The organism is Streptomyces sp. NPDC051136, from assembly GCF_044455745.1.
In the GTDB taxonomy this organism is placed as follows: Bacteria; Actinomycetota; Actinomycetes; order Streptomycetales; family Streptomycetaceae; genus Streptomyces.
This window is the reverse complement of the sequence record NZ_JBITFE010000009.1, coordinates 278,277-296,499: the sequence shown is the minus strand read 5'-3', so window position 1 is coordinate 296,499 and position 18,223 is coordinate 278,277. Positions and strand designations below refer to the sequence as shown.

The 18,223-nt window shown below is 69.4% G+C and carries 21 protein-coding genes; 5 read left to right on the top strand and 16 right to left on the bottom strand.

The annotated features are described in order from the left end of the window. Window positions 1-12: 12 nt before the first annotated feature. The 10 genes from rplB to ACIBCJ_RS26280 all read right to left on the bottom strand — a co-directional run bounded on the left by rplB (window position 13) and on the right by ACIBCJ_RS26280 (window position 10,130). Window positions 13-849, bottom strand: a complete 837-nt coding sequence (gene rplB, locus ACIBCJ_RS26325; protein ID WP_003974264.1) for a 50S ribosomal protein L2 — start codon at window positions 847-849, stop codon at window positions 13-15. Between the two features lie 40 nt (window positions 850-889). After that, window positions 890-1,309, bottom strand: a complete 420-nt coding sequence (gene rplW / locus ACIBCJ_RS26320; RefSeq protein WP_007443985.1) for a 50S ribosomal protein L23 — start codon at window positions 1,307-1,309, stop codon at window positions 890-892. After that, complete coding sequence (gene rplD, locus ACIBCJ_RS26315; protein WP_122615757.1) at window positions 1,309-1,965, bottom strand: 50S ribosomal protein L4; 657 nt, start codon at window positions 1,963-1,965, stop codon at window positions 1,309-1,311. Before rplD ends, rplW begins: the two co-directional genes overlap by 1 nt. An 8-nt stretch (window positions 1,966-1,973) precedes the next feature. After that, on the bottom strand, window positions 1,974-2,618 hold the full coding sequence (gene rplC, locus ACIBCJ_RS26310; RefSeq protein ID WP_003974267.1) for a 50S ribosomal protein L3: 645 nt from the start codon (window positions 2,616-2,618) through the stop codon (window positions 1,974-1,976). A 16-nt stretch (window positions 2,619-2,634) separates the two neighbouring features. Beyond that, window positions 2,635-2,943, bottom strand: coding sequence for a 30S ribosomal protein S10 (gene rpsJ, locus ACIBCJ_RS26305; RefSeq protein WP_003948644.1), 309 nt, complete (start codon window positions 2,941-2,943; stop codon window positions 2,635-2,637). A 401-nt stretch (window positions 2,944-3,344) separates the two neighbouring features. Then, a complete protein-coding gene (locus ACIBCJ_RS26300; RefSeq protein WP_365980432.1) occupies window positions 3,345-3,842 on the bottom strand; it encodes a hypothetical protein in 498 nt (165 codons plus the stop codon). A 45-nt stretch (window positions 3,843-3,887) separates the two neighbouring features. Beyond that, complete coding sequence (locus ACIBCJ_RS26295) at window positions 3,888-8,414, bottom strand: DUF6531 domain-containing protein (RefSeq protein WP_365980431.1); 4,527 nt, start codon at window positions 8,412-8,414, stop codon at window positions 3,888-3,890. Window positions 8,415-8,547: 133 nt separating this feature from the next. After that, the gene (locus ACIBCJ_RS26290; protein ID WP_362100764.1) at window positions 8,548-9,051 is read right to left on the bottom strand and encodes a hypothetical protein; all 504 of its coding nucleotides are present in this window, start codon (window positions 9,049-9,051) and stop codon (window positions 8,548-8,550) included. Window positions 9,052-9,133: 82 nt separating this feature from the next. Beyond that, complete coding sequence (locus ACIBCJ_RS26285; RefSeq protein ID WP_365980430.1) at window positions 9,134-9,466, bottom strand: hypothetical protein; 333 nt, start codon at window positions 9,464-9,466, stop codon at window positions 9,134-9,136. Between the two features lie 16 nt (window positions 9,467-9,482). Then, window positions 9,483-10,130, bottom strand: coding sequence for a hypothetical protein (locus tag ACIBCJ_RS26280; protein WP_362100943.1), 648 nt, complete (start codon window positions 10,128-10,130; stop codon window positions 9,483-9,485). Between the two features lie 604 nt (window positions 10,131-10,734). Here ACIBCJ_RS26280 and ACIBCJ_RS26275 point away from each other — a divergent pair. Together ACIBCJ_RS26275 and ACIBCJ_RS26270 are read left to right on the top strand one after the other, a co-directional pair. Next, window positions 10,735-11,094, top strand: coding sequence for a MerR family transcriptional regulator (locus ACIBCJ_RS26275; RefSeq protein ID WP_365980429.1), 360 nt, complete (start codon window positions 10,735-10,737; stop codon window positions 11,092-11,094). A gap of 54 nt (window positions 11,095-11,148) precedes the next feature. Continuing rightward, on the top strand, window positions 11,149-11,508 hold the full coding sequence (locus ACIBCJ_RS26270) for a hypothetical protein (RefSeq protein ID WP_362100756.1): 360 nt from the start codon (window positions 11,149-11,151) through the stop codon (window positions 11,506-11,508). A gap of 90 nt (window positions 11,509-11,598) precedes the next feature. On the opposite strand, the gene gdhA is transcribed toward ACIBCJ_RS26270, so the two are convergent. The 3 genes from gdhA to ACIBCJ_RS26255 form a co-directional block, all read right to left on the bottom strand. Further along, window positions 11,599-12,957, bottom strand: a complete 1,359-nt coding sequence (gene gdhA / locus ACIBCJ_RS26265) for an NADP-specific glutamate dehydrogenase (RefSeq protein ID WP_365980428.1) — start codon at window positions 12,955-12,957, stop codon at window positions 11,599-11,601. A 231-nt stretch (window positions 12,958-13,188) separates the two neighbouring features. Beyond that, window positions 13,189-13,410: a 4-oxalocrotonate tautomerase family protein gene (locus tag ACIBCJ_RS26260; protein WP_133887684.1), complete on the bottom strand. Its 222-nt coding sequence runs from the start codon at window positions 13,408-13,410 to the stop codon at window positions 13,189-13,191. Window position 13,411: 1 nt separating this feature from the next. Continuing rightward, window positions 13,412-14,173, bottom strand: coding sequence for an SDR family oxidoreductase (locus ACIBCJ_RS26255; protein ID WP_365980427.1), 762 nt, complete (start codon window positions 14,171-14,173; stop codon window positions 13,412-13,414). Between the two features lie 77 nt (window positions 14,174-14,250). On the opposite strand from ACIBCJ_RS26255, the gene ACIBCJ_RS26250 reads away from it, so the two are divergent. Continuing rightward, the gene (locus ACIBCJ_RS26250; RefSeq protein ID WP_399283405.1) at window positions 14,251-15,168 is read left to right on the top strand and encodes a helix-turn-helix transcriptional regulator; all 918 of its coding nucleotides are present in this window, start codon (window positions 14,251-14,253) and stop codon (window positions 15,166-15,168) included. Here ACIBCJ_RS26250 and ACIBCJ_RS26245 read toward each other — a convergent pair. Further along, window positions 15,119-15,310, bottom strand: a complete 192-nt coding sequence (locus ACIBCJ_RS26245; RefSeq protein ID WP_362100744.1) for a DUF397 domain-containing protein — start codon at window positions 15,308-15,310, stop codon at window positions 15,119-15,121. The two genes, ACIBCJ_RS26250 and ACIBCJ_RS26245, sit on opposite strands and share 50 nt — an antisense overlap. Next, a complete protein-coding gene (locus tag ACIBCJ_RS26240; RefSeq protein WP_362100741.1) occupies window positions 15,307-16,155 on the bottom strand; it encodes a helix-turn-helix transcriptional regulator in 849 nt (282 codons plus the stop codon). The genes ACIBCJ_RS26245 and ACIBCJ_RS26240 overlap by 4 nt, the downstream gene beginning before the upstream one ends. A 158-nt stretch (window positions 16,156-16,313) precedes the next feature. Here ACIBCJ_RS26240 and ACIBCJ_RS26235 point away from each other — a divergent pair, with 158 nt between their 5' ends. Next, window positions 16,314-16,745 (top strand): ATP-binding protein, encoded by a 432-nt coding sequence (locus tag ACIBCJ_RS26235; protein WP_365980426.1) that lies wholly within the window; start codon window positions 16,314-16,316, stop codon window positions 16,743-16,745. Between the two features lie 21 nt (window positions 16,746-16,766). On the opposite strand, the gene ACIBCJ_RS26230 is transcribed toward ACIBCJ_RS26235, so the two are convergent. Then, on the bottom strand, window positions 16,767-17,180 hold the full coding sequence (locus tag ACIBCJ_RS26230; RefSeq protein WP_365980425.1) for a VOC family protein: 414 nt from the start codon (window positions 17,178-17,180) through the stop codon (window positions 16,767-16,769). A 74-nt stretch (window positions 17,181-17,254) separates the two neighbouring features. Between ACIBCJ_RS26230 and ACIBCJ_RS26225 the strand changes: the two genes are divergently transcribed. Continuing rightward, a complete protein-coding gene (locus ACIBCJ_RS26225; protein WP_399283400.1) occupies window positions 17,255-18,220 on the top strand; it encodes a helix-turn-helix transcriptional regulator in 966 nt (321 codons plus the stop codon). Window positions 18,221-18,223: the final 3 nt, after the last annotated feature.

The window sequence follows — 18,223 nt, the reverse complement described above, 5'->3', positions numbered from 1 at the left end:
CTCAACCCGTCCTTAGCGCTTCTTGTTCGTCTTGCGGCGGCGGACGATGTACTTGTTCGACGCCTTCTTGGGCGAACGAGTACGGCCTTCCTTCTTGCCCCAGGGGGACACCGGGTGGCGACCACCCGAGGTACGGCCTTCGCCACCACCGTGCGGGTGGTCCACCGGGTTCATGACCACACCACGCACGGTCGGGCGAACGCCCAGCCAGCGCTTACGGCCCGCCTTGCCCCAGTTGATGTTGCTCTGCTCGGCGTTGCCGACCTCGCCGACCGTGGCGCGGCAGCGCTGGTCGACCAGGCGGATCTCTCCGGACGGCATGCGCAGGTGGGCCATGGTGCCCTCCTTCGCGAGCAGCTGCACGGAGGCACCGGCGGAGCGGGCGAACTTGGCGCCGCCACCGGGACGGAGCTCGATCGCGTGGATCGTGGTACCGACCGGGATGTTGCGGAGCGCCAGGTTGTTGCCCGGCTTGATGTCGGCCCCGGGACCGTTCTCGACGCGGTCACCCTGCTGCAGGTTGCGCGGGGCGAGGATGTAGCGCTTCTCGCCGTCGGCGTAGTGCAGCAGCGCGATGCGCGCGGTGCGGTTGGGGTCGTACTCGATGTGCGCGACCTTCGCCGGCACGCCGTCCTTGTCGTGCCGACGGAAGTCGATGACGCGGTAGGCGCGCTTGTGTCCGCCACCCTGGTGGCGAACGGTCACACGACCGGCGTTGTTACGGCCGCCCTTGCTGTGCAGCGGGCGGACCAGCGACTTCTCCGGCGTGGACCGCGTGACCTCGACGAAGTCGGCGACGCTGGAGCCACGACGGCCCGGCGTAGTCGGCTTGTACTTGCGGATTCCCATTTCTCAGTCCTCGTCCGATTCCGGACGATCCGGACCTCCGTCAGGAGGTCGGACCGCCGAAGATGTCGATACGGTCGCCCTCGGCGAGGGTCACGATCGCGCGCTTGCTGTCGGCACGCTTGCCGAAGCCCGTGCGGGTCCGCTTCCGCTTGCCCTGGCGGTTGATCGTGTTGACCCCGGTGACCTTGACCGAGAAGACCGCCTGGACGGCCTCCTTGATCTGGGTCTTGTTGGAGCCCGGCGCGACGATGAACGTGTACTTGTTCTCGTCGAGGAGCGCGTAGCTCTTCTCGGACACGACCGGCTTCAGCAGCACGTCACGGGGGTCCGTGAACGCCTTGCTGGCCGGGGTGACGACGGTGTTCTTGCCCTCGGCCTCGTGGCGGCGCGCCTTGGCGACGCGCGCGGCCTTGGCGGCCTTGGCCGCCTTGGAGGCGATGCTCGGGTGACGCGTAGCCATCAGGCTTCGCTCCCTTCGGTGTCAGCAGCCTTGGGGCCGGACACGAAGGACTCGAAGGCGGCCTGGGTGAAGACCACGTCGTCCGAGACGAGAACGTCGTACGTGTTCAGCTGGCCCGGCTCCAGGATGTGGATCTGGGGCAGGTTGCGGGCGGACAGCCACGCGGCCTCGTCGGCGCGGTCGACGACCAGGAGCAGGTTCTTGCGCTCCGAGATCTTGCCGAACAGCGTCCGGGCGGCCTTCGTGGACGGGTTGTCGCCCTCGATGACGCCGGTCACGACGTGGATGCGGTTGTGGCGGGCCCGGTCGGTGAGGGCGTGGCGCAGGGCCGCGGCCTTCATCTTCTTCGGGGTCCGCTGCGAGTAGTCACGCGGCTGCGGGCCGTGGACGACGCCACCGCCGGCGAACTGCGGCGCACGGGTCGAACCCTGGCGGGCGCGGCCGGTGCCCTTCTGGCGGTACGGCTTCTTGCCGCCACCACGGACCTCGCCGCGACGCTTGGTCTTGTGCGTGCCCTGGCGGGCAGCGGCGTTCTGCGCGACGACGACCTGGTGGATCAGCGGGATGCTGATCTTCTCCACGCCGAAGATCTCCGCGGGGAGCTCGACGCTTCCGGTCTTCTCGCCGGCAGGCGAAAGGATGTCAACAGTGCTCATCGGTTACCTCAGGCCCCCTTGGCCGCAGTGCGGACCAGGACGAGGCCGCCGTTCGGACCAGGAACCGCGCCCTTGATGAGGAGCAGGCCCTTCTCCGCGTCAACGGCGTGAACGGTCAGGTTCTGGGTGGTGACCCGCTCGTTGCCCATGCGACCCGCCATGCGCATGCCCTTGAAGACACGGCCGGGGGTGGCACAGCCACCGATGGATCCGGGCATGCGGTGCACACGGTGGGCACCGTGCGACGCCTTGCCACCCTTGAAGTTGTGGCGCTTCATGACGCCGGCGAAGCCCTTGCCCTTGCTCTTCGCGGTGACGTCGACCTTCACGCCGGACTCGAAGGCCTCAGCGGTGATCTCCTGGCCGAGGGTGTACTCGCTGGCAGCAGCGGTACGGATCTCGACGAGGTGACGACGGGGGGTGACGTCGGCCTTGGCGAAGTGGCCCTTGAGGGGCTTGTTCACCTTGCGCGGGTCGATCTCGCCGAACGCGATCTGGACCGACTCGTAGCCGTCGACGTCGTTCGTGCGGACCTGGGTGACGACGTTGGGGCCGGCCTTGACGACGGTGACTGGAACAACACGGTTGTTCTCGTCCCACACCTGCGTCATGCCGAGCTTCTCGCCCAGGATGCCCTTGATCTGCTTGGTCATCTTCAGATCACCGCCCTCAGAGCTTGATCTCGATGTCGACACCGGCCGGGAGGTCGAGTCGCATCAGAGAGTCAACGGTCTTGGGGGTCGGGTCGAGGATGTCGATCAGGCGCTTGTGCGTGCGCATCTCGAAGTGCTCGCGCGAGTCCTTGTACTTGTGCGGCGACTTGATGACGCAGTACACGTTCTTCTCAGTGGGCAGCGGCACCGGGCCCGCGACCGACGCACCAGTGCGGGTCACCGTCTCGACGATCTTCTTCGCCGAGGAGTCGATGACCTCGTGGTCGTAGGCCTTGAGCCGGATGCGGATCTTCTGTCCCGCCATGGCTACTCAGTAGTCCTGTCTCTCGTAACGCTCTGGACCCGGCGGTCCTTGTCCATTCCGCTCCCCCTCCGACCCACGCGGTCGGGCGTGTCGCGCTCTCGCTGACACAGATGTCCCTTTTCGGGACTTCCCTGCAGTGGGAGTCGCGGGCCCTTCCGGAACCGCAGACCGGGGGCGAGAGGCCCACCGGGTGCCTGGCCTGCACCCCGCTGACACTTCCCGGAAGATTCCCGTACGTCCGCCCCTGATCAGGGACGACGAGTACTGTGGGACTCGCTTCCGGTCCCCCCGGCGGGAGGCGCGCAGCATCGGCACTCGACCGAGCAACCCCGCTAGTCTGCCATACGGGGCGCGGGGCTGGCCAATCGAAGCGGATGACTGTACCCCGGGGGTGACGGAGATCAAACCCGGGGAGCCCCGGGAGCCGCGTATGACGCGAGGAAATCGTCCAGCACTTCTGCGGAGAAGGGGTCGATATCCGGGTCCCCCGGCGTCACCAGGCTGACGGCATGGAACCAGGCCAGGAGCAGTCGCGTGCCCTCTGCTGCGGCCTCCGCGTCCGGGGAGTCGGACCGTACGCCGGACACCGTCTCGGCCCGCAGGGGCTGGGGATGTAGCCGGTGGAACACGGAGAACGGTCCCTGCCCGGTGGCGTCCGTCGCGTAGCCGTTCTCTTCCCAGAAGTCCTCCATGCCCTGACCGGCAGAGAACGTGACGATCCCTGGGGCGTCGTCGTCAGACAGGGGAAGCCGCCAGCTCGTCGAGGCGCTGGGAGCGAGTGGCTCACCGTTCAGGTAGAGGCCTGGCCAACGTTGCTCGGCCCGACGGACGAAGCGAGCCATGGCCTCGGGAAACGACACGTCCACGACGAAGTCGGTCGAGTGACCGGTGGGTTCCACGAATACTCCTCACTTAGTTTCGTTCACAGCAGGACGGAGCGGCCGTCAGCCCTTCCAGCCTGACGTCGGGCCGTGGTACCTGATCGCGTCACGCGGAATGGCCACGTCATTGTTGGAGAACCAGATGTGGTCCCGGCCTCCTCTGAGGCGTCCCGAGAACAGCTTCTTCTCCGCCTCGAACTCGATCATGTACTCGCTCTTTTCCTTGGTGAGGCCCAGGTAAGACTTGAAACCCCCGGGCTTCTTGGCGACATCGGCAGGGCTCATGGGAGTCACGTACACGGCTGCGGTGTTCTTGCTCTTGGTGCTTTGCGGAACCTTCAGCGTGATTCCGTTCTTGCCCCCACCACCCATGATCTTGTTGTAACCCCCCTTGTCCGTGTAGTGCCGGATGACCGTCTTGCAGGACGGCGCCAGTCCCAGGGGATCGACCCAGATCAGCGGGTTGACGACGTAGTTGTGGTGGTGCGGTGCCGGTTCCAGACCGAGCGGGTCTGGGCTGAGGTAGCGCGCCGTGCCGGGGTCGTAATAGCGGTGGTGGTTGTAGTGCAGCCCCGTCTCGGCGTCGAGGTACTGCCCCGGGAAGCGTAGGGGGCAGGACGGCCCCGGGGACTGTGTCTCGGACAGCGGGAGGCCCCAGAGGGTTTGGCGACTGTGCCAGACCGCCCGTCCGGTCTCGTCGACGAGTTCTGTGGGAGTGCCGACGACGTCGGTGACGATGGAGTAGAACTCCCCGTCCACCCATGCTCTGTCGCTCTCGTCCGTCCCGGACCTGATGCGCTGGACCAGAGGCCGGTCCTCGCCCGGCTCCCAGTCCCAGGTGGTGAGGCGAGGCTCGCCGTCCTTGTCCCCCAGGCGCCGTTCCTCCGCCAGGCGAGTTCCGTCCCAGGCAAATTCGACGCTCTCGGCCACCGTTTCGCCATCGGGGTGGAGAAGTTCCTTGGCGATGCGCCTGCCCAGCGGGTCGTAGCGGTACCGCCAGCACTTTCCATCCGGGGTGGTCACAGCACGTAGGCGGTCCTCCCCGTCCCACCTGAACTCCCAGACACGCGAGCCGCCGGACAGCAGGGCGCGAGTGTGTCGGGTGACCCGGCCCTGCCCATCGTGCTCGTACCGGGACCGACCGGCGGTCTGCACCAGGGTGCCGCTGTAAGTGATCTCCTCCTGGGCACCGGCTGCATGCTGGGGGGCGGAGCTCGGCACCCGAGAGAGGACCAGGTTTCCCAGGGCGTCGTAGGCGTACGTCTCCCGTCGTTCCGGAGCGGTGACCGAGAGGACGCGCCCCGAGACGTCGAGCTGGTACTCGGTCGTACCCGTGGTCGAGTCGGTGACCGCCGAGGGAAGCCCGTCACGTCGGTAGGAGTAGCGTCGGCCGAACTCGGCGACGGCTCCCTGAGCCCGCACCGTCTGTGACACCAACCGGTGCTCGGCCGCGCTCCACTCCTGGCGCAGGACAACGCCTGTGGGAAGGGAGCGCAGCACCTCGTGTCCGGCGAGGTCGTGGCGGAATCCGACTGTCCGTCCGGAGGCGTGCAGTGCCAGCGGCCGGTTGGCACCGTCGTAGCGCCACTCGCTGAGTGCCCCGCCCGGCGTACGGCGCAGCGTGCGGCGTCCCGCAGCGTCATAGGTATTGGTCAGGACCCGGCCGTTGCAGCGCTCCGTGAGCACTCGGCCACTCTCGTCGTAGGTAAAGCGGAGGTCGGCGTCCGGGTTGGTGGCGCGCACCAGTGCCCCCGCCCGGTCGTACGTGAAACGGGACGTCCTGCCGTCCGAATCGTGCTGCTCGATCACCCGGTCGAGGGCATCGTGGCGGTAACGAACGCCCTGCCCGGCACCGTTGACGCGCTCCGTGATGCGGCCGACGGAATCGTATTGGTATGTGACGACACGCCCGTTGAAATCCGTCTCTCGTACAACGTTACCCAAGGGATCGTAGGTGTACGACCAGCTCTGGCCGTGGGCGTTGCGCACTCGGACGGGGCGCAATTCCGTGTCATAGGCGATCTCGACACGCGCACCGTCAGGAGTGGTCCGGGCTCCGATCCGGTCGAAGGGGGCCGGTTCGAAATGAGAGACGCCTCCCAGCACGTCGGTGTGAGTGAGGATGTTGCCCTCGTCGTCGTAGGTCCAACTCTCGACGGATCCGTCAGGGTGGACCCGCCGTGCCGGACGGCCCTCGACCGTCCAGTCGACCGCGGTCACGCCGCCGTCTGCCTCGACGACCTCGCGGACCCGTCCGAAGGCGTCGTAGCCGAACCGGGTCGTCGCGCCCACCGCGGACATCACGGTCAGCGGCAGTCCGGCCGCGTTGCTCTCGACTCGGCTCTCGTTGCCCAGCGGATCGGTGACTGACGCCACGGCGCCCCGCTCGTCGTAGGTGTACGTGCTACGGGCCCCACCTTGCTCAGTGATCGCGACGACGTTCCCACCTGTGTCGTAGGAGTAGTGCCGAAGGGCTCCGTCCTGCTCCGTGACCGATACCAGTTGTCCCCGGTCGTCATAGGAGAACGTGCTGGTGCTGCCGTCCGGGTGATCGACCTGGATCGTGTTACCCGCCGTGTCATAGATGTAGGCGGTGGTGCGCCCGAGAGGGTCGGTGAGCCGGAGGAGATTGTCGTAGCGGTCCCAACTCCGGGTGGTGGTGTGTCCAAGCGCATCGATCTCGGCCGTGGGCTGGTAAGCGTCGTTGAAGTGGTACGTGGTCCGATGGCCGAGGGAGTTCGTCGCTACGGCAGCCTGGCTCTCGGTGTCGTAGGAGTATGTGTAGTCGAGGATGCCAGCGGTGCCGTTGGTCTGGGTGCAGCGGCCCTGCGCGTCGTAGGTGTAGCGGTACCAGGTTCCGGTGCGATCCTCCCAACCCGTGATGCGGCGCTGCGCGTCGTACGCCAGCTTCAGCGGTCGCCCGGAAGAGTTGTAGATCTCCGTCAGGTTGCCCCGGGCGTCGTACGCGTAGCGCGCGAGGAGCGGCTGGTCGGGGTCGTTGAGCAAAGTGAAGGCAGTGATACGCCCCTGCTCTGTGTTCACACCCACGCGATAGCCGCCGGTGTGCCTGAGTTCCTGCGGGACGTCGTCCGGCCCGTACGTCACCTCGATCGCGTTGCCGGTCCGGTCTGTTACGGCGGTCAGCGGCAGACACGCACCCGTCCGGCTCGGCGCGGGCTGAAAACGCAGGTCGAGACCGGCATCCAGCAAGCGCACGGTGAGGGCGCCGGCAATAGAACCGTCCCACTCCAGCGGCCAGCGCGGGCCTTCGACCGGTAGCACGGACAAGCCCGGCTCCGGCACCGGGTAGGTGAGAACCATGCCGTCGGCCGTGGTGAAACGCACCCCGTCCGGCTCCAGGACGAGCCGTTGATCCAGGGTGGAGGCCCAGGCAGGCCCGAACCAGCGGCCGGATTGGAGGCCCGTTCGGTGGTGGCGCTCAAGTTCCAGGGGCAGGACACCGTCCAGGGTGATGTCCGTTTCCGACATGACCATTTGGCCAGTGGCCATGTCGATGGGGTCCCCACAGGTGATTAGCTTCTGCATCCGGCGTGCTGTGAGACGAGCGCCCTTCCCCAGACCCTTTGCCCCCAGGGCCATGCCCTTGAGGCCGGTTTTTCCCAGTGCCTTCGCGCCCTTGGCGAGTCCGCCGAGGGTGGTCAGGCCCTTCATGCCGGGGATGCAGTCCAGCGCGGCCAGCCCCACGTCCCATAGGGATGCCTGGCCCTTGCTGTATTTGTAGAGCGTGTCCGCGAGGACGACGAGGGCGGCGACCAGGACGATCGCGCCCAGGATCGGGCCGCCGATGACCATCGCGATGATGCCGACGACCGCGACGACGACCTTGCAGACCGCGACGATGGTGTCCCAGTTGTCGGAGAACCAGTCGCCGACGTCCTCCCACCACGACCGGTTCTGGATGCCGGCGTCGGACGCGTCGTCGATCTTGCTCTTGGCCTCCCGCGCCGCGTCGTCGCGCATCTTGCGCGCGTCCTCGGCCATCTTCTTCGCCGCGTCCAGCGCGCTCTGCGCCGAGTCGACGGCCGACTGCGCGTTGGTCTGCGCGGTCTTGGCGTGCTGGGCGTCACGGGTGGCGGCGCGGACCTTCGCCTCGTCCGGCTTGTCCGCGTCCGACTTGCTGCCGGTCGGGTCGTCCTTGTACTTGTCGGCTTCCTTGGACGCCCGCGTCACCCACGAGTCCGCCGACGACAGCTTCGACTGCGCCGAGGTCAGGTCGGCACGGGCCTCCCGCGCCTTGATCAGCGCCTTGTCCGCCAGGGCCTGCGCCCGCTCCAGCTTCGGCCAGAAGTCCGCGAGCGCGTCGCCGCACATCCCGTACGACTTCTCCAGCTTCTTCAAGTTCTTCGGAACACCCGAGAACTCCTCCTTGAAGACCGCCGCCGACTTCCCCGCCCACTCGGCCAGAGTGGACTCCCCCGCCATCCCCTTCACCAGACGCAACGCCTCCGACACGTCGTCGGCGAAGTCGTGCAACGTCTTCGCGAGCGTGCGCACCCGCTGCGGGTCCCCCGGCGTCGGGTCCTTGTCCAGGTCCAGGACATGCCAGTCACTCGGCCTGTGGCCCACCATCCCCGCAACCCCCGTCGACTCACGTGCCGCACCAGCAACCACTCGTACGCACAAGTGAACTTACAAGGCAGGGATGTTCGACGAAAGGCACCTCTGATTCCGACTCGACTCGCGGAGAGACCGGCGGAGGTGCTCAGTCGTGTGGTCGAGCGTCAAAGGCGCGACCGCAATATCTGCGCACCGCATTCCAGGCGTCGGTCGCCGCGTAGGAGAGGCTCAGCCGCCACGCGTCCAGCTTGTTCAGGATCGTTGAGGCCACGCTCCAGCGCTTCAGCCATGGCGGCAGATCCCGGAACGGTACGAAGGTCAGGGTGTCGTCGATGGCGTCGCCCGCGAGGCTTCTGCGGCCCGGTCCTTCCGCCCGTAGTGCGGCGTACAGTTCCGGCGTCGACGCGCCGTTGAGACGAGCCGCCGTTCCCGCCGCGGTGAAGGCGAATCCTCGCTGGGCGGTGTCCGGGAGCTGCGTCGCCCGGACGATCCGGGGTGACGCCTCCTCCAGCGAGCAGTTGAAGGCGAGTCCGATGGCCGCTGTGCCGAGGCTTCGCTCCCCGCGCTCGAACGCGGCGTCCCACTCCGCCGGGTCGTTCAGGGAGAGCAGCCCTTCGCCGGTCTCCCAGTTCCAGGGCGTCGACGACATGGTCAGTCCGCCCAGGGGATGCGCACCGGCTCGCGTGCCGGCTTCGACGGGAGCGTTTCGGTGGACTCGCGTCGTGTCGGGGTCATCGCGGCAGCGTCCAGAACGCCGAGTCCCGGGGCGGCGCCGGGCGGATCGGCAGCCGGGAGAAGTCGATGCGGGCGTCGGCCTCCGGGTCGCCGGTGGGAGGGAGCAGGTGGTCGCCGCGGTCGTAGTAGGCGGGGAGGGCCCAGAACTCGGGGGCCTCGTGGCACAGGAGGTCCGGGTAGGGGTCGACCTCCAGGTCGGCGTACTGGCGGTTGATCCTCGCCACCGCCTCCGGGCGGGAGATGCCGCAGCGGTCCACGAGGACGTCGGCCATGTCCCGGAAGTACTCCAGCATTCCCTCGTCCAGGTCGAGGACGAATTCCGCGGTCACCGCTCCCCCGCTCCCGTCAGTCCACGAACCGGAACGTCGACGTGATCGCGTCGAAGATGTCGAAGAAGGAGTCCGCGAGGTCGAGGACCTGGCTGCTGCCCGCGACCAGGGCGACCTTGCCCTCCTGGCCGGGGACCGGGATGTAGGTCTGCATGAGCACCGCGCGGACCGTGCGGTTCAGGGCGTCGTCCGGGACCGGGATGTCCTCCACGCCCTGGGTGCGGGCGGCGGGGCCGACGCCGGGGATGTCGACCGTGGTGACCTTGCGCCAGGAGTCGCCGGGTTTCCTGGCCTCCTTGACGGCCAGCTGGCCGGCGATGGCGGCCGGGTCGGTGGGGAGGGGGTCGCCGGAGGAGGTGCGGCCGCCGACCAGGGAGACCGTGACCGAGCCGGTGATCGGGGTGTCGCCGCCGAAGCTCTCCGCCATGCAGCCGCAGTACAGCGCGCCCGACTTCCACGCGTCGGACGCCGCCTTCTGGAGGAAGGTGACGTAGGCGGAGCGGGAGGGCTTCAGCTCCGGGTGCCGGCGTATTCGTTCGTCGACCATGCGGCGGATCGAGTCGTCCCGGGACTCCGGGCGCACGTCGAACTCCCACCACGACTCCGGGACCTTGATGCGGAAACCGCCCCGTTCGACGGTCAGTGCCTCCGTGTAACGGGCCATGTCGTGCCCGGCCTCCCCGCTCGTCACTCGATCGACTGTCGCGTCATCGTCCCACTGCCGGGCGGCCCGGCGTCGGCGACGTCAGGTGCGTGCGGGCGGACCGGCACCGAGCACACGCACCGGTGCAGGTAATCGTTCGTCCGTTTGCAGGAAAATCTGTCGTGGCCGCTGTAGACATTCGGATGCTGCCGTGGTTAGTCTTCTGTTGTAGCCAAGAAGTCCGTGAGGCGCGGCAGAGACGAACTGCCCGCATGTGGAAGAGCAGCAACAGCAACACCGGCAAGATCAGCAGTACCTGGAAGTACGGCACGGAAAGAGAAGGAGGAGGACGCCATCAGGATCGCCCGGGCGAGAACGCTCTCACCGGGTACCGCAGGCCCCGGAACGGAAGGTGGTCCCACGGTCACGCATCCGCGATCCCTCAACTGCCCGCCCCCCGACGAGGGCCGGGCGGGAATCAGAAGGCCGGCAGTGCAGTAGGCCGGCAGATGGTGTTACAAATCCCTCGGGGCCCTGGTGCCGTACGGCATCAGGGCCCCTCGACGCATTCCCCGACGGAGAAGCAGACAGAGATGCACGACAGAGGTGCACGACAGAGGTGCAGATGACCGCGGACACACCGCTCGACCGACTCGACGACGACGACTACCCCGCGTACACCATGGGGCGGGCCGCCGAGATGCTGGGCACCACGCCCGCCTTCCTGCGGGCCCTCGGCGAGGCCCGGCTGATCACGCCCCTGCGCTCGGAGGGCGGCCACCGTCGCTACTCCCGGTACCAGCTGCGCATCGCCGCTCGCGCCCGCGAGATGGTCGACCAGGGGACGGCCATCGAGGCCGCCTGCCGCATCATCATCCTGGAAGACCAGTTGGAAGAGGCTCAGCGGATCAACGCGGAGCTGCGGCGCGGTGGCGCCGTGGCGGCCGGGGACAAGCCGGGCAGTGCCGGCCGTCCTGCCGGATAGTGCCGCCGACCGGGCCACCCGGACGGGCGGGCCTTGCGGATAAAATCCGTTCTCATGTCGAAGCCTGATGAGCTGCTCATTGACATCGCCGCCCGTGTGGAGTCCGCGCAGAGCAGTCGAATGTCGTTGACCGTGGTCACCCACGGTGCTGTCATCACCGGCCGCCTGGCCCCCGAGTCCGTGTGGCGGCAGAGGGTGTCGGAGGTACTGACCGACTCCACCGACCTGGGCGCCTTCTCCGCCGTCTTCGAGGCTCCGGCGGAGAAGGAAGAAGCACCCACCCACCTGCACTTCCACGTCGCCCGGATCCTCCAGGGCACGATGGGCATCCCGGAGACGGGCGGGATGTACCGCGTGGCGATCGAGGACGTCAGCGCCTGGACCGTGGGGGACTTCAGCTACTCGGACCACTGACGCCCCCGGCCGACGCGCCTCCACCGTTTCGCCGGGTGCCCCGTACGGCCGACCGGGCCGTACGGGGCACCCCCTGCGCGGTGCCGTCCCTCAGATGACGCCCTGCGCCAGCATCGCGTCGGCCACCCGCTCGAAGCCCGCGATGTTCGCACCGGTGACGTAGTCGCCGGGGGCGTCGTAGCGTTCGGCGGTCTCGTGGCAGGTGGTGTGGATGCTGGTCATGATCGACGCCAGCTCCTCCTCCACGCGCTCCGCCGTCCACGCCGTACGCGCGTGGTTCTGCGCCATCTCCAGGGCGCTGACCGCGACGCCGCCCGCGTTGGCCGCCTTGCCGGGGCCGAAGGCGACGCCGGCCTGCTGGAGGAGGTGGACGGCCGCGGGGGTCGTCGGCATGTTCGCGCCCTCGGAGACCGCCTTCACACCGTTGCGGACAAGGGCGGCGGCGTCGTTCTCGTCGAGTTCGTTCTGCGTGGCCGACGGGAGGGCCAGGTCCGCCGGGACCTCCCAGACGCGGCCGCCCGGCACGAAGCGGGCGGAGGAACCCCGGCGCTCGGCGTACGCGTCGACGCGGCCGCGCTCGACCTCCTTGATCTGCTTGAGCAGGGCGAGGTCGATGCCCTTCTCGTCGACGACGTAGCCGGAGGAGTCCGAGCAGGTGATGGCGTTGGCGCCGAGCGCGGTCAGCTTCTCGATGGTGTAGATCGCCACGTTGCCGGAGCCCGAGACGACCGCGGTCTGGCCCTCCAGGTCCTCCCCGCGCTCGCGCAGCATCGCCGCCGCGAAGAGCACGTTGCCGTAGCCCGTCGCCTCCGGGCGGATCAGGGAACCGCCCCAGCCCCGGCCCTTGCCGGTGAGGACGCCGGCCTCCCAGCGGTTGGTGATGCGGCGGTACTGCCCGAAGAGGTAGCCGATCTCGCGGCCGCCGACGCCGATGTCACCGGCCGGGACGTCCGTGTGCTCGCCGATGTGGCGGTACAGCTCGGTCATGAACGACTGGCAGAACCGCATGACCTCGGCGTCGCTGCGCCCGTGCGGGTCGAAGTCGCTGCCGCCCTTGCCGCCGCCGATGCCGAGGCCGGTCAGCGCGTTCTTGAAGATCTGCTCGAAGCCCAGGAACTTGATGACGCCCAGGTTGACCGACGGGTGGAAGCGCAGTCCGCCCTTGTACGGGCCCAGCGCGCTGTTGAACTCGACGCGGAAGCCCCGGTTGACGTGGACCCGGCCCCGGTCGTCCTGCCACGGCACCCGGAAGAGCACCTGGCGCTCCGGCTCGACCAGCCGCTCGACGAGGCCCGGCTCGGCGTACTCGGGGCGGGCGGCGATCACCGGCGCCAGGGTCTCCAGGACCTCGTGGGCGGCCTGGTGGAACTCCGGCTGGGCCGGGTTGCGGTGCTCGATCTCGGTGAGCAGGTGGTCGAGGGTGGTCCGCGTCTCGCTTCGCGTCGTCACAGGGGCCCTTTCTCGCACGGCAGGCACCGGTCGCATGCAGCGGCCGGTGAGGGGCGCTCGGCGCCGTTGCCGCGCGCGGGACACTTAAGTGTTACGCGCATGTAAACCCCATGGCCAGCACCCGATCACTGGATGAGACGGAGTCCTCCCGGACCGGGTACGCCGACGCCGCAGTCAGCGCCGACGCCGACGCCGACGCCGACGCCGACTGCGATCATCACAGCCCGGGGGCTACGGTCGCGGCTGCGGCTCGCCGTTGAGCATCTCGGCGGTCAGGACATTGCCCGCCACGCCCCAGCCTCCGTCGGGGACCTCGTCGACGAGGACGACGGTCGTGGGGCGGGCCCGTTCGCCGTAGATCTCGGCGTAGAGGTCGGTGGTGCGCTCGACGATCTTCTTCTTGTCCTCCGGCGTGATCGTGCCCGCGGGGACCTTGAAGTGGGCGAAGGGCATGTCAGACCAGCCCTCCGTTGGCACGCAGGATCTGGCCGTTCACCCAGTGTCCGGCGGGGCTGCCAAGGAAGGCGACCACGGCGGCGATGTCCTCCGGGGTGCCCAGCCGCTCCAGCGGCGGCGTCTTCGCGAGCCGGTCGATCTGCTCGGGCGTCTTGCCGTCGAGGAACAGGTCGGTGGCCGTCGGGCCGGGGGCGACCGTGTTCACGGTGATGTTTCGCCCGCGCAGCTCCCGCGCCAGGATCATCGTCATCGCCTCCACCGCGCCCTTGCTCGCCGTGTAGGCCCCGTACGTGGGGAACTGCGCGCCGACCACGGAGGTCGAGAAGCCGATGAACGCGCCGCCCTCGCGCAGCCGCCTAGCCGCCTGCTGGGCGACGACGAAGGTGCCGCGGATGTTGGTGCGGTGCATGGCGTCCAGGGCGGCCAGGTCCAGGTCGGCGATGGGCGACAGGGTCATCCGCCCGGCCGAGTTCACGACCACGTCGACGCCGCCGAACTCCGCCTCCGCCCGGTCGAACAGCGCGGCGACCTCCTTCTCCTCCGCCACGTCGGCCTGTACGGCGACGGCCCGTCCGCCGGCCTCGGTGATCGCCGCCACCGTCTCGTCGGCGGCCGCGGCACCTCGGGCGTAGTTCACGACGACGGCCAGGCCGTCCTCGGCGAGCTTCCGCGAGACCGCCCGGCCGATGCCGCGCGATCCGCCGGTGACGATCGCCACGCGGGCGTCCGCCGCTGTGTTCTGGTTCGTGTTCGTGGTCATGCGTCCACGATGCGCCCGGTCGGCCGGCGCAGCCAGGGGATGTCATCCCCTGGGTCACCGTCCCCGCCGGGCGCAGAATGGACCGCATGAGCGCTGTGAAGTACGCCGAGCTGGGGTCGTTCCTGCGGTCGAGGCGTGAGCGCATCCGCCCCGCCGACGTGGGACTCCCGGCCGGGCCGCGCCGCCGGGTGCCGGGGCTGCGCCGCGAGGAGGTCGCCCAGCTCGCGGGGGCGTCCGTGGACTACTACAACGAGCTGGAGCGCGGCGCCGGGTCCCAGCCGTCCGAACAGATGATCGCCGCGCTGGCCCGTGCGCTGCGGCTGTCCGCGGACGAGCGGGACTACCTGTACCGGCTCGCCGACCGGCCGGTGCCGGTGCAGGGCGGGCCCGCCTCGCACGTGCACCCCGGCATGCTGGACCTGCTGGACCGGATGCCCTCGACACCGGCGCAGGTGATCACCGACCTGCACGTCACCCTCGTACAGAATCCGCTGGCCGTGGCGCTGCTCGGGGACCAGTCCGGCTTCCGCGGGCCCCGGGCCAGCCTCATCCACCGGTGGTTCACCGAACCCGACGCCCGGCGCCTGTATCCGGCGGACGATCACGAGGGCAAGTCCCGCTCGTTCGTCGCGGACCTGCGGGCCGCCGTCGCGCGCCGGGACTCCGACGACGCGGAGGCCGGCGCGCTGATTCGCACACTGCTCCGTGTCTCCCCCGAGTTCGCCGCGCTGTGGGCCGACCACGAGGTGGCCTTCCGGCGGCGGGAGGACCGCAAACGCCTCGTGCATCCCACGCTGGGCCTGATCGAGGTCAACTGCCTCAACCTCTTCAGCGAGGACGGGCGGCAGCGGCTCCTCTGGTTCACTCCGGCCGTCGGGACGGACAGCGCGGGGCTGCTGGAGCTGCTCTCGGTGGTCGGCACACAGGACGTCGTCGAGCCGACGGTCAGCGCTGCGACGCGTACGGCAGGAACGTCGCCCAGGCGGCGGGGGTGAGGGTCAGGCGGGGGCCGTCCGTGGTCTTGGAGTCCCGTACGTGGACGGTGCCGGGGGTGACGGCCAGCTCCACGCAGGAGTTGCCGTCGGTGCCGCTGCTGTAGCTGCTCTTGAACCAGACCAGTTCGGTCTCGCGGATCATGTTTCTCCCAGCAGTTCTTCGATGAAGGCGAGCGACTCTCTGGGTGGGAGAGCCTGCGCCCGGATGGTGCCATACCGCAGCTCAAGGATGCGTAGCTCCCTCGGCTCGGCGGTCGGCCGACCGTTGAACGCACCGTCGCTACGCCCCACGGCCGTACCGTCCGGGAACTTCAGCAGCTCGATCTTGCCGTCCACGCCCGGGTGGGCGTCCGTGTTCGTCGGCATCACCTGAAGCGAGACGTGGTTCAACCTCCCTACCTCCAACAGGCGTTCGAGTTGACGCTGCCACACCATTGTGCCGCCAACGGGCCGACGCAACGGGGCTTCCTCCAGGACGAAGTGGATCGACGGTGCGGGATCGCGCTCGAAGACCGACTGCCGCGCCAGGCGGGCGGCCACCATGCGCTGGACGTCGTCCGAACAGTACGGCGGCTGTGCGGCCTCCATCAGCGCACGAGCGTGATCCGGTGTCTGCAAGAGCCCATGGACGCTGTTGCACTCGTAGATGCCGATCTCGACCGCCTTCCCCTCCAACTTCCCCAGCTCCCGCACCTTCTTCGGGTACCGGACCTTCTTCACGTCCTCCCAGGCCGCCGAGAGGAGCCCGCCGGCCGCCAGCACCTCGTCGGCCCTGTCCAGGTACTCCTGCCGGGGAATCCGCTTGCCGCCCTCGACCTTGTAGACGAGGTCCTCCCCGTACCCGACCGCCACGCCGAAGTCGCCCGCCCGCATGCCCGCCGCCTCGCGACGGAGCCTCAACTGCCGTCCCACCGTGGCGATGACCGCGACACCCCACTCGTCGTCGGGATCGACCTCCCACCCCGACTCGTTCGTCTCGACCGTCATCCCGCACCCCTTCGTCGCGCTCGCCGTGCTGCCCCCAGCGCCCTACCCGCACGCACCGCCCCGACAGCACCGACACCGTCGGACAACCACCGGACAGTCACCGTACGTACCCCCTGAGTCACTTCTCACGGTACGCACACACCGCCACGCTGAGTGACGTGAACCAGAAATCCCCCGAACTCACGACCCCTGTCCGCAACTTCAGCGTGCAGCTGTCCCCGACGCCGCGCGGAGCCCGGCTGGCCCGTCTGCTCGCGACCGAGCAGCTCCGCTCCTGGGGCCTGCCCCTGGACCCGGCCCGCCTCCTCGTCGCCGAGCTGGCCAACAACGCGGCGGACCACGGGCGCGTCCCCGGTCGGGACTTCCGGCTCACGCTCTACGTCGTCGGCGACGTGCTCCGCATCGAGGTCACCGACACCCGGGGCCAGGAACTTCCCCGCCCCCAGCAGCCTTCCCCCGACGCCGAGTCCGGCCGTGGCCTGCTGCTGGTGGAGGCGTTGGCGCACCGGCGGGGAGTGACCGAGGGCCGGTTCCCGCGCAAGACGGTCTGGGCGGAGCTGCCCTGCGCGCCACCGGAACCCACGTTCTGAGGCTCATAGCCCTCCTCCCACTCACGCCACCCTGGACACGCAGAACGGATGCCCCGCCGGGTCCAGCAGCACCCGCCAGCGGTCCGGCGACGGCTGGAACTCCGGCTTCGTCGCGCCCAGGGCGAGCAGGCGGGCCTCCCCCGCGTCCAGGTCGTCGACGCCGACGTCGATGTGGGCCTGCTTCTCCTGGCCGGTACCGGTGCCGGTGCCCGGCCAGGAGGGCCGGCGGTAGTCGGGGAGGCGGCAGCATCCGAGGCCGGGCGTACCGTCGCCGCCGCCGAGGAGGTAGAAGTCGTCGGTGTGGAAGGTGACGGGGAGGCCGAGGGCCTCGCCCCAGAAGCGGGCCAGCTCGGCGGGGTCGGCGCAGTCGAAGGTGACGGCCGAGTAGCGGAAGGCCGGGGCCGTGGGCGCGGGAGTGTTCTCCGTCGTCGTCATGGCGGAAACCGTAGGACGTGACCAGGACAGGTTCGGTCCTGGTCGGCTCCCGGTGCGTGGCAGACTTCGCAGCCGTGCTCAGTACTTCCGCCCGGCTGCTGCGGCTGGTCTCCCTGCTCGCCGTCCGTCCCGCCTGGACCTGCGGGGAGCTGGCCGAGCGGATGGAGGTCACGGAGCGGACCGTGCGGCGGGACGTGGCACGGCTGCGCGAGCTGGGGTACGCCGTCGACTCCGACCCGGGACCGTGGGGCGGGTACCGGCTGCGGCCGGGGACGCGTACGCCGCCGCTGATCCTGGACGACGAGGAGGCCCTCGCCGTGGCCGTCGGGCTGCGGGAGGCCGCCCTGAGCGGGGCGCTCGGCGGGGACCAGGCGGCGTTGTCGGCGCTGCTGAAGCTGCGGCAGGTGCTGCCCAAGCGGCTGGGCGACCGGCTCGGGGACATGGACGCCGCGTTCGTGCAGACGCCGCGGGCCGGCGAGCCGCAGGTCGTGGCGGGGACGCTGCTGGAGCTGGCGGACGCGTGCCGGCGGGGTGAGCGGGCCCGGATGGCGTACCGGGACTGGGAGGGGCGGGCCAGTGTGCGGGACGTCGACCCGTACCGGCTCGTGCACACCGGGCGGCGCTGGTACTTCGTGGCGCGGGACGTCGAGCGGGGTGAGTGGCGGACCTTCCGGGCCGACCGGGTCGAGCGGGTGCAGCCGACCGGGCGGGCCGTCGAGTTCACCGACCCGCCGCCCGATCCGGCGCTCCTCGTGTCACGCGCGAGCGCGACCGGGCCCTACGCCGTGCTGGCCACCGTCCGTCTTCCGGTGTCCATGGAGCAGGCGCTGCGGCTGATCCCCGCCACGGTCGGGCTGCACCGGGCCGACGGTCCGGACGCCACCGTCGTCGAGGTCGGCGGGTCGAGTGCGGAGGGACTGGCCGGGTATCTGTTCAGTCTCGCCACGCCGTTGCGCGTGCTGGCGCCGGACTCCGTGCGGGAGGCGCTGCTGCACCGGGCCCGGGAGCTGCTCGCCGCCAACGACGGTACGAGTACTTGAAGT

Excerpts from the sequence above, each read along its gene's own strand:
- ACIBCJ_RS26230 (WP_365980425.1), bottom strand. The coding sequence starts at position 17,180 with ATGACGACGACGGAGAACACTCCCGCGCCCACGGCCCCGGCCTTCCGC.
- rpsJ (WP_003948644.1), bottom strand. The coding sequence starts at position 2,943 with ATGGCGGGACAGAAGATCCGCATCCGGCTCAAGGCCTACGACCACGAG.
- rplB (WP_003974264.1), bottom strand. The coding sequence starts at position 849 with ATGGGAATCCGCAAGTACAAGCCGACTACGCCGGGCCGTCGTGGCTCC.
- rplD (WP_122615757.1), bottom strand. The coding sequence starts at position 1,965 with ATGAGCACTGTTGACATCCTTTCGCCTGCCGGCGAGAAGACCGGAAGC.
- ACIBCJ_RS26270 (WP_362100756.1), top strand. The coding sequence starts at position 11,149 with ATGTCGAAGCCTGATGAGCTGCTCATTGACATCGCCGCCCGTGTGGAG.
- rplC (WP_003974267.1), bottom strand. The coding sequence starts at position 2,618 with ATGACCAAGCAGATCAAGGGCATCCTGGGCGAGAAGCTCGGCATGACG.
- ACIBCJ_RS26290 (WP_362100764.1), bottom strand. The coding sequence starts at position 9,051 with ATGTCGTCGACGCCCTGGAACTGGGAGACCGGCGAAGGGCTGCTCTCC.
- ACIBCJ_RS26295 (WP_365980431.1), bottom strand. The coding sequence starts at position 8,414 with ATGGTGGGCCACAGGCCGAGTGACTGGCATGTCCTGGACCTGGACAAG.
- rplW (WP_007443985.1), bottom strand. The coding sequence starts at position 1,309 with ATGGCTACGCGTCACCCGAGCATCGCCTCCAAGGCGGCCAAGGCCGCC.
- ACIBCJ_RS26260 (WP_133887684.1), bottom strand. The coding sequence starts at position 13,410 with ATGCCCTTCGCCCACTTCAAGGTCCCCGCGGGCACGATCACGCCGGAG.
- ACIBCJ_RS26280 (WP_362100943.1), bottom strand. The coding sequence starts at position 10,130 with ATGGCCCGTTACACGGAGGCACTGACCGTCGAACGGGGCGGTTTCCGC.
- ACIBCJ_RS26245 (WP_362100744.1), bottom strand. The coding sequence starts at position 15,310 with ATGATCCGCGAGACCGAACTGGTCTGGTTCAAGAGCAGCTACAGCAGC.
- ACIBCJ_RS26275 (WP_365980429.1), top strand. The coding sequence starts at position 10,735 with ATGACCGCGGACACACCGCTCGACCGACTCGACGACGACGACTACCCC.
- ACIBCJ_RS26255 (WP_365980427.1), bottom strand. The coding sequence starts at position 14,173 with ATGACCACGAACACGAACCAGAACACAGCGGCGGACGCCCGCGTGGCG.
- ACIBCJ_RS26250 (WP_399283405.1), top strand. The coding sequence starts at position 14,251 with ATGGACCGCATGAGCGCTGTGAAGTACGCCGAGCTGGGGTCGTTCCTG.
- ACIBCJ_RS26240 (WP_362100741.1), bottom strand. The coding sequence starts at position 16,155 with ATGACGGTCGAGACGAACGAGTCGGGGTGGGAGGTCGATCCCGACGAC.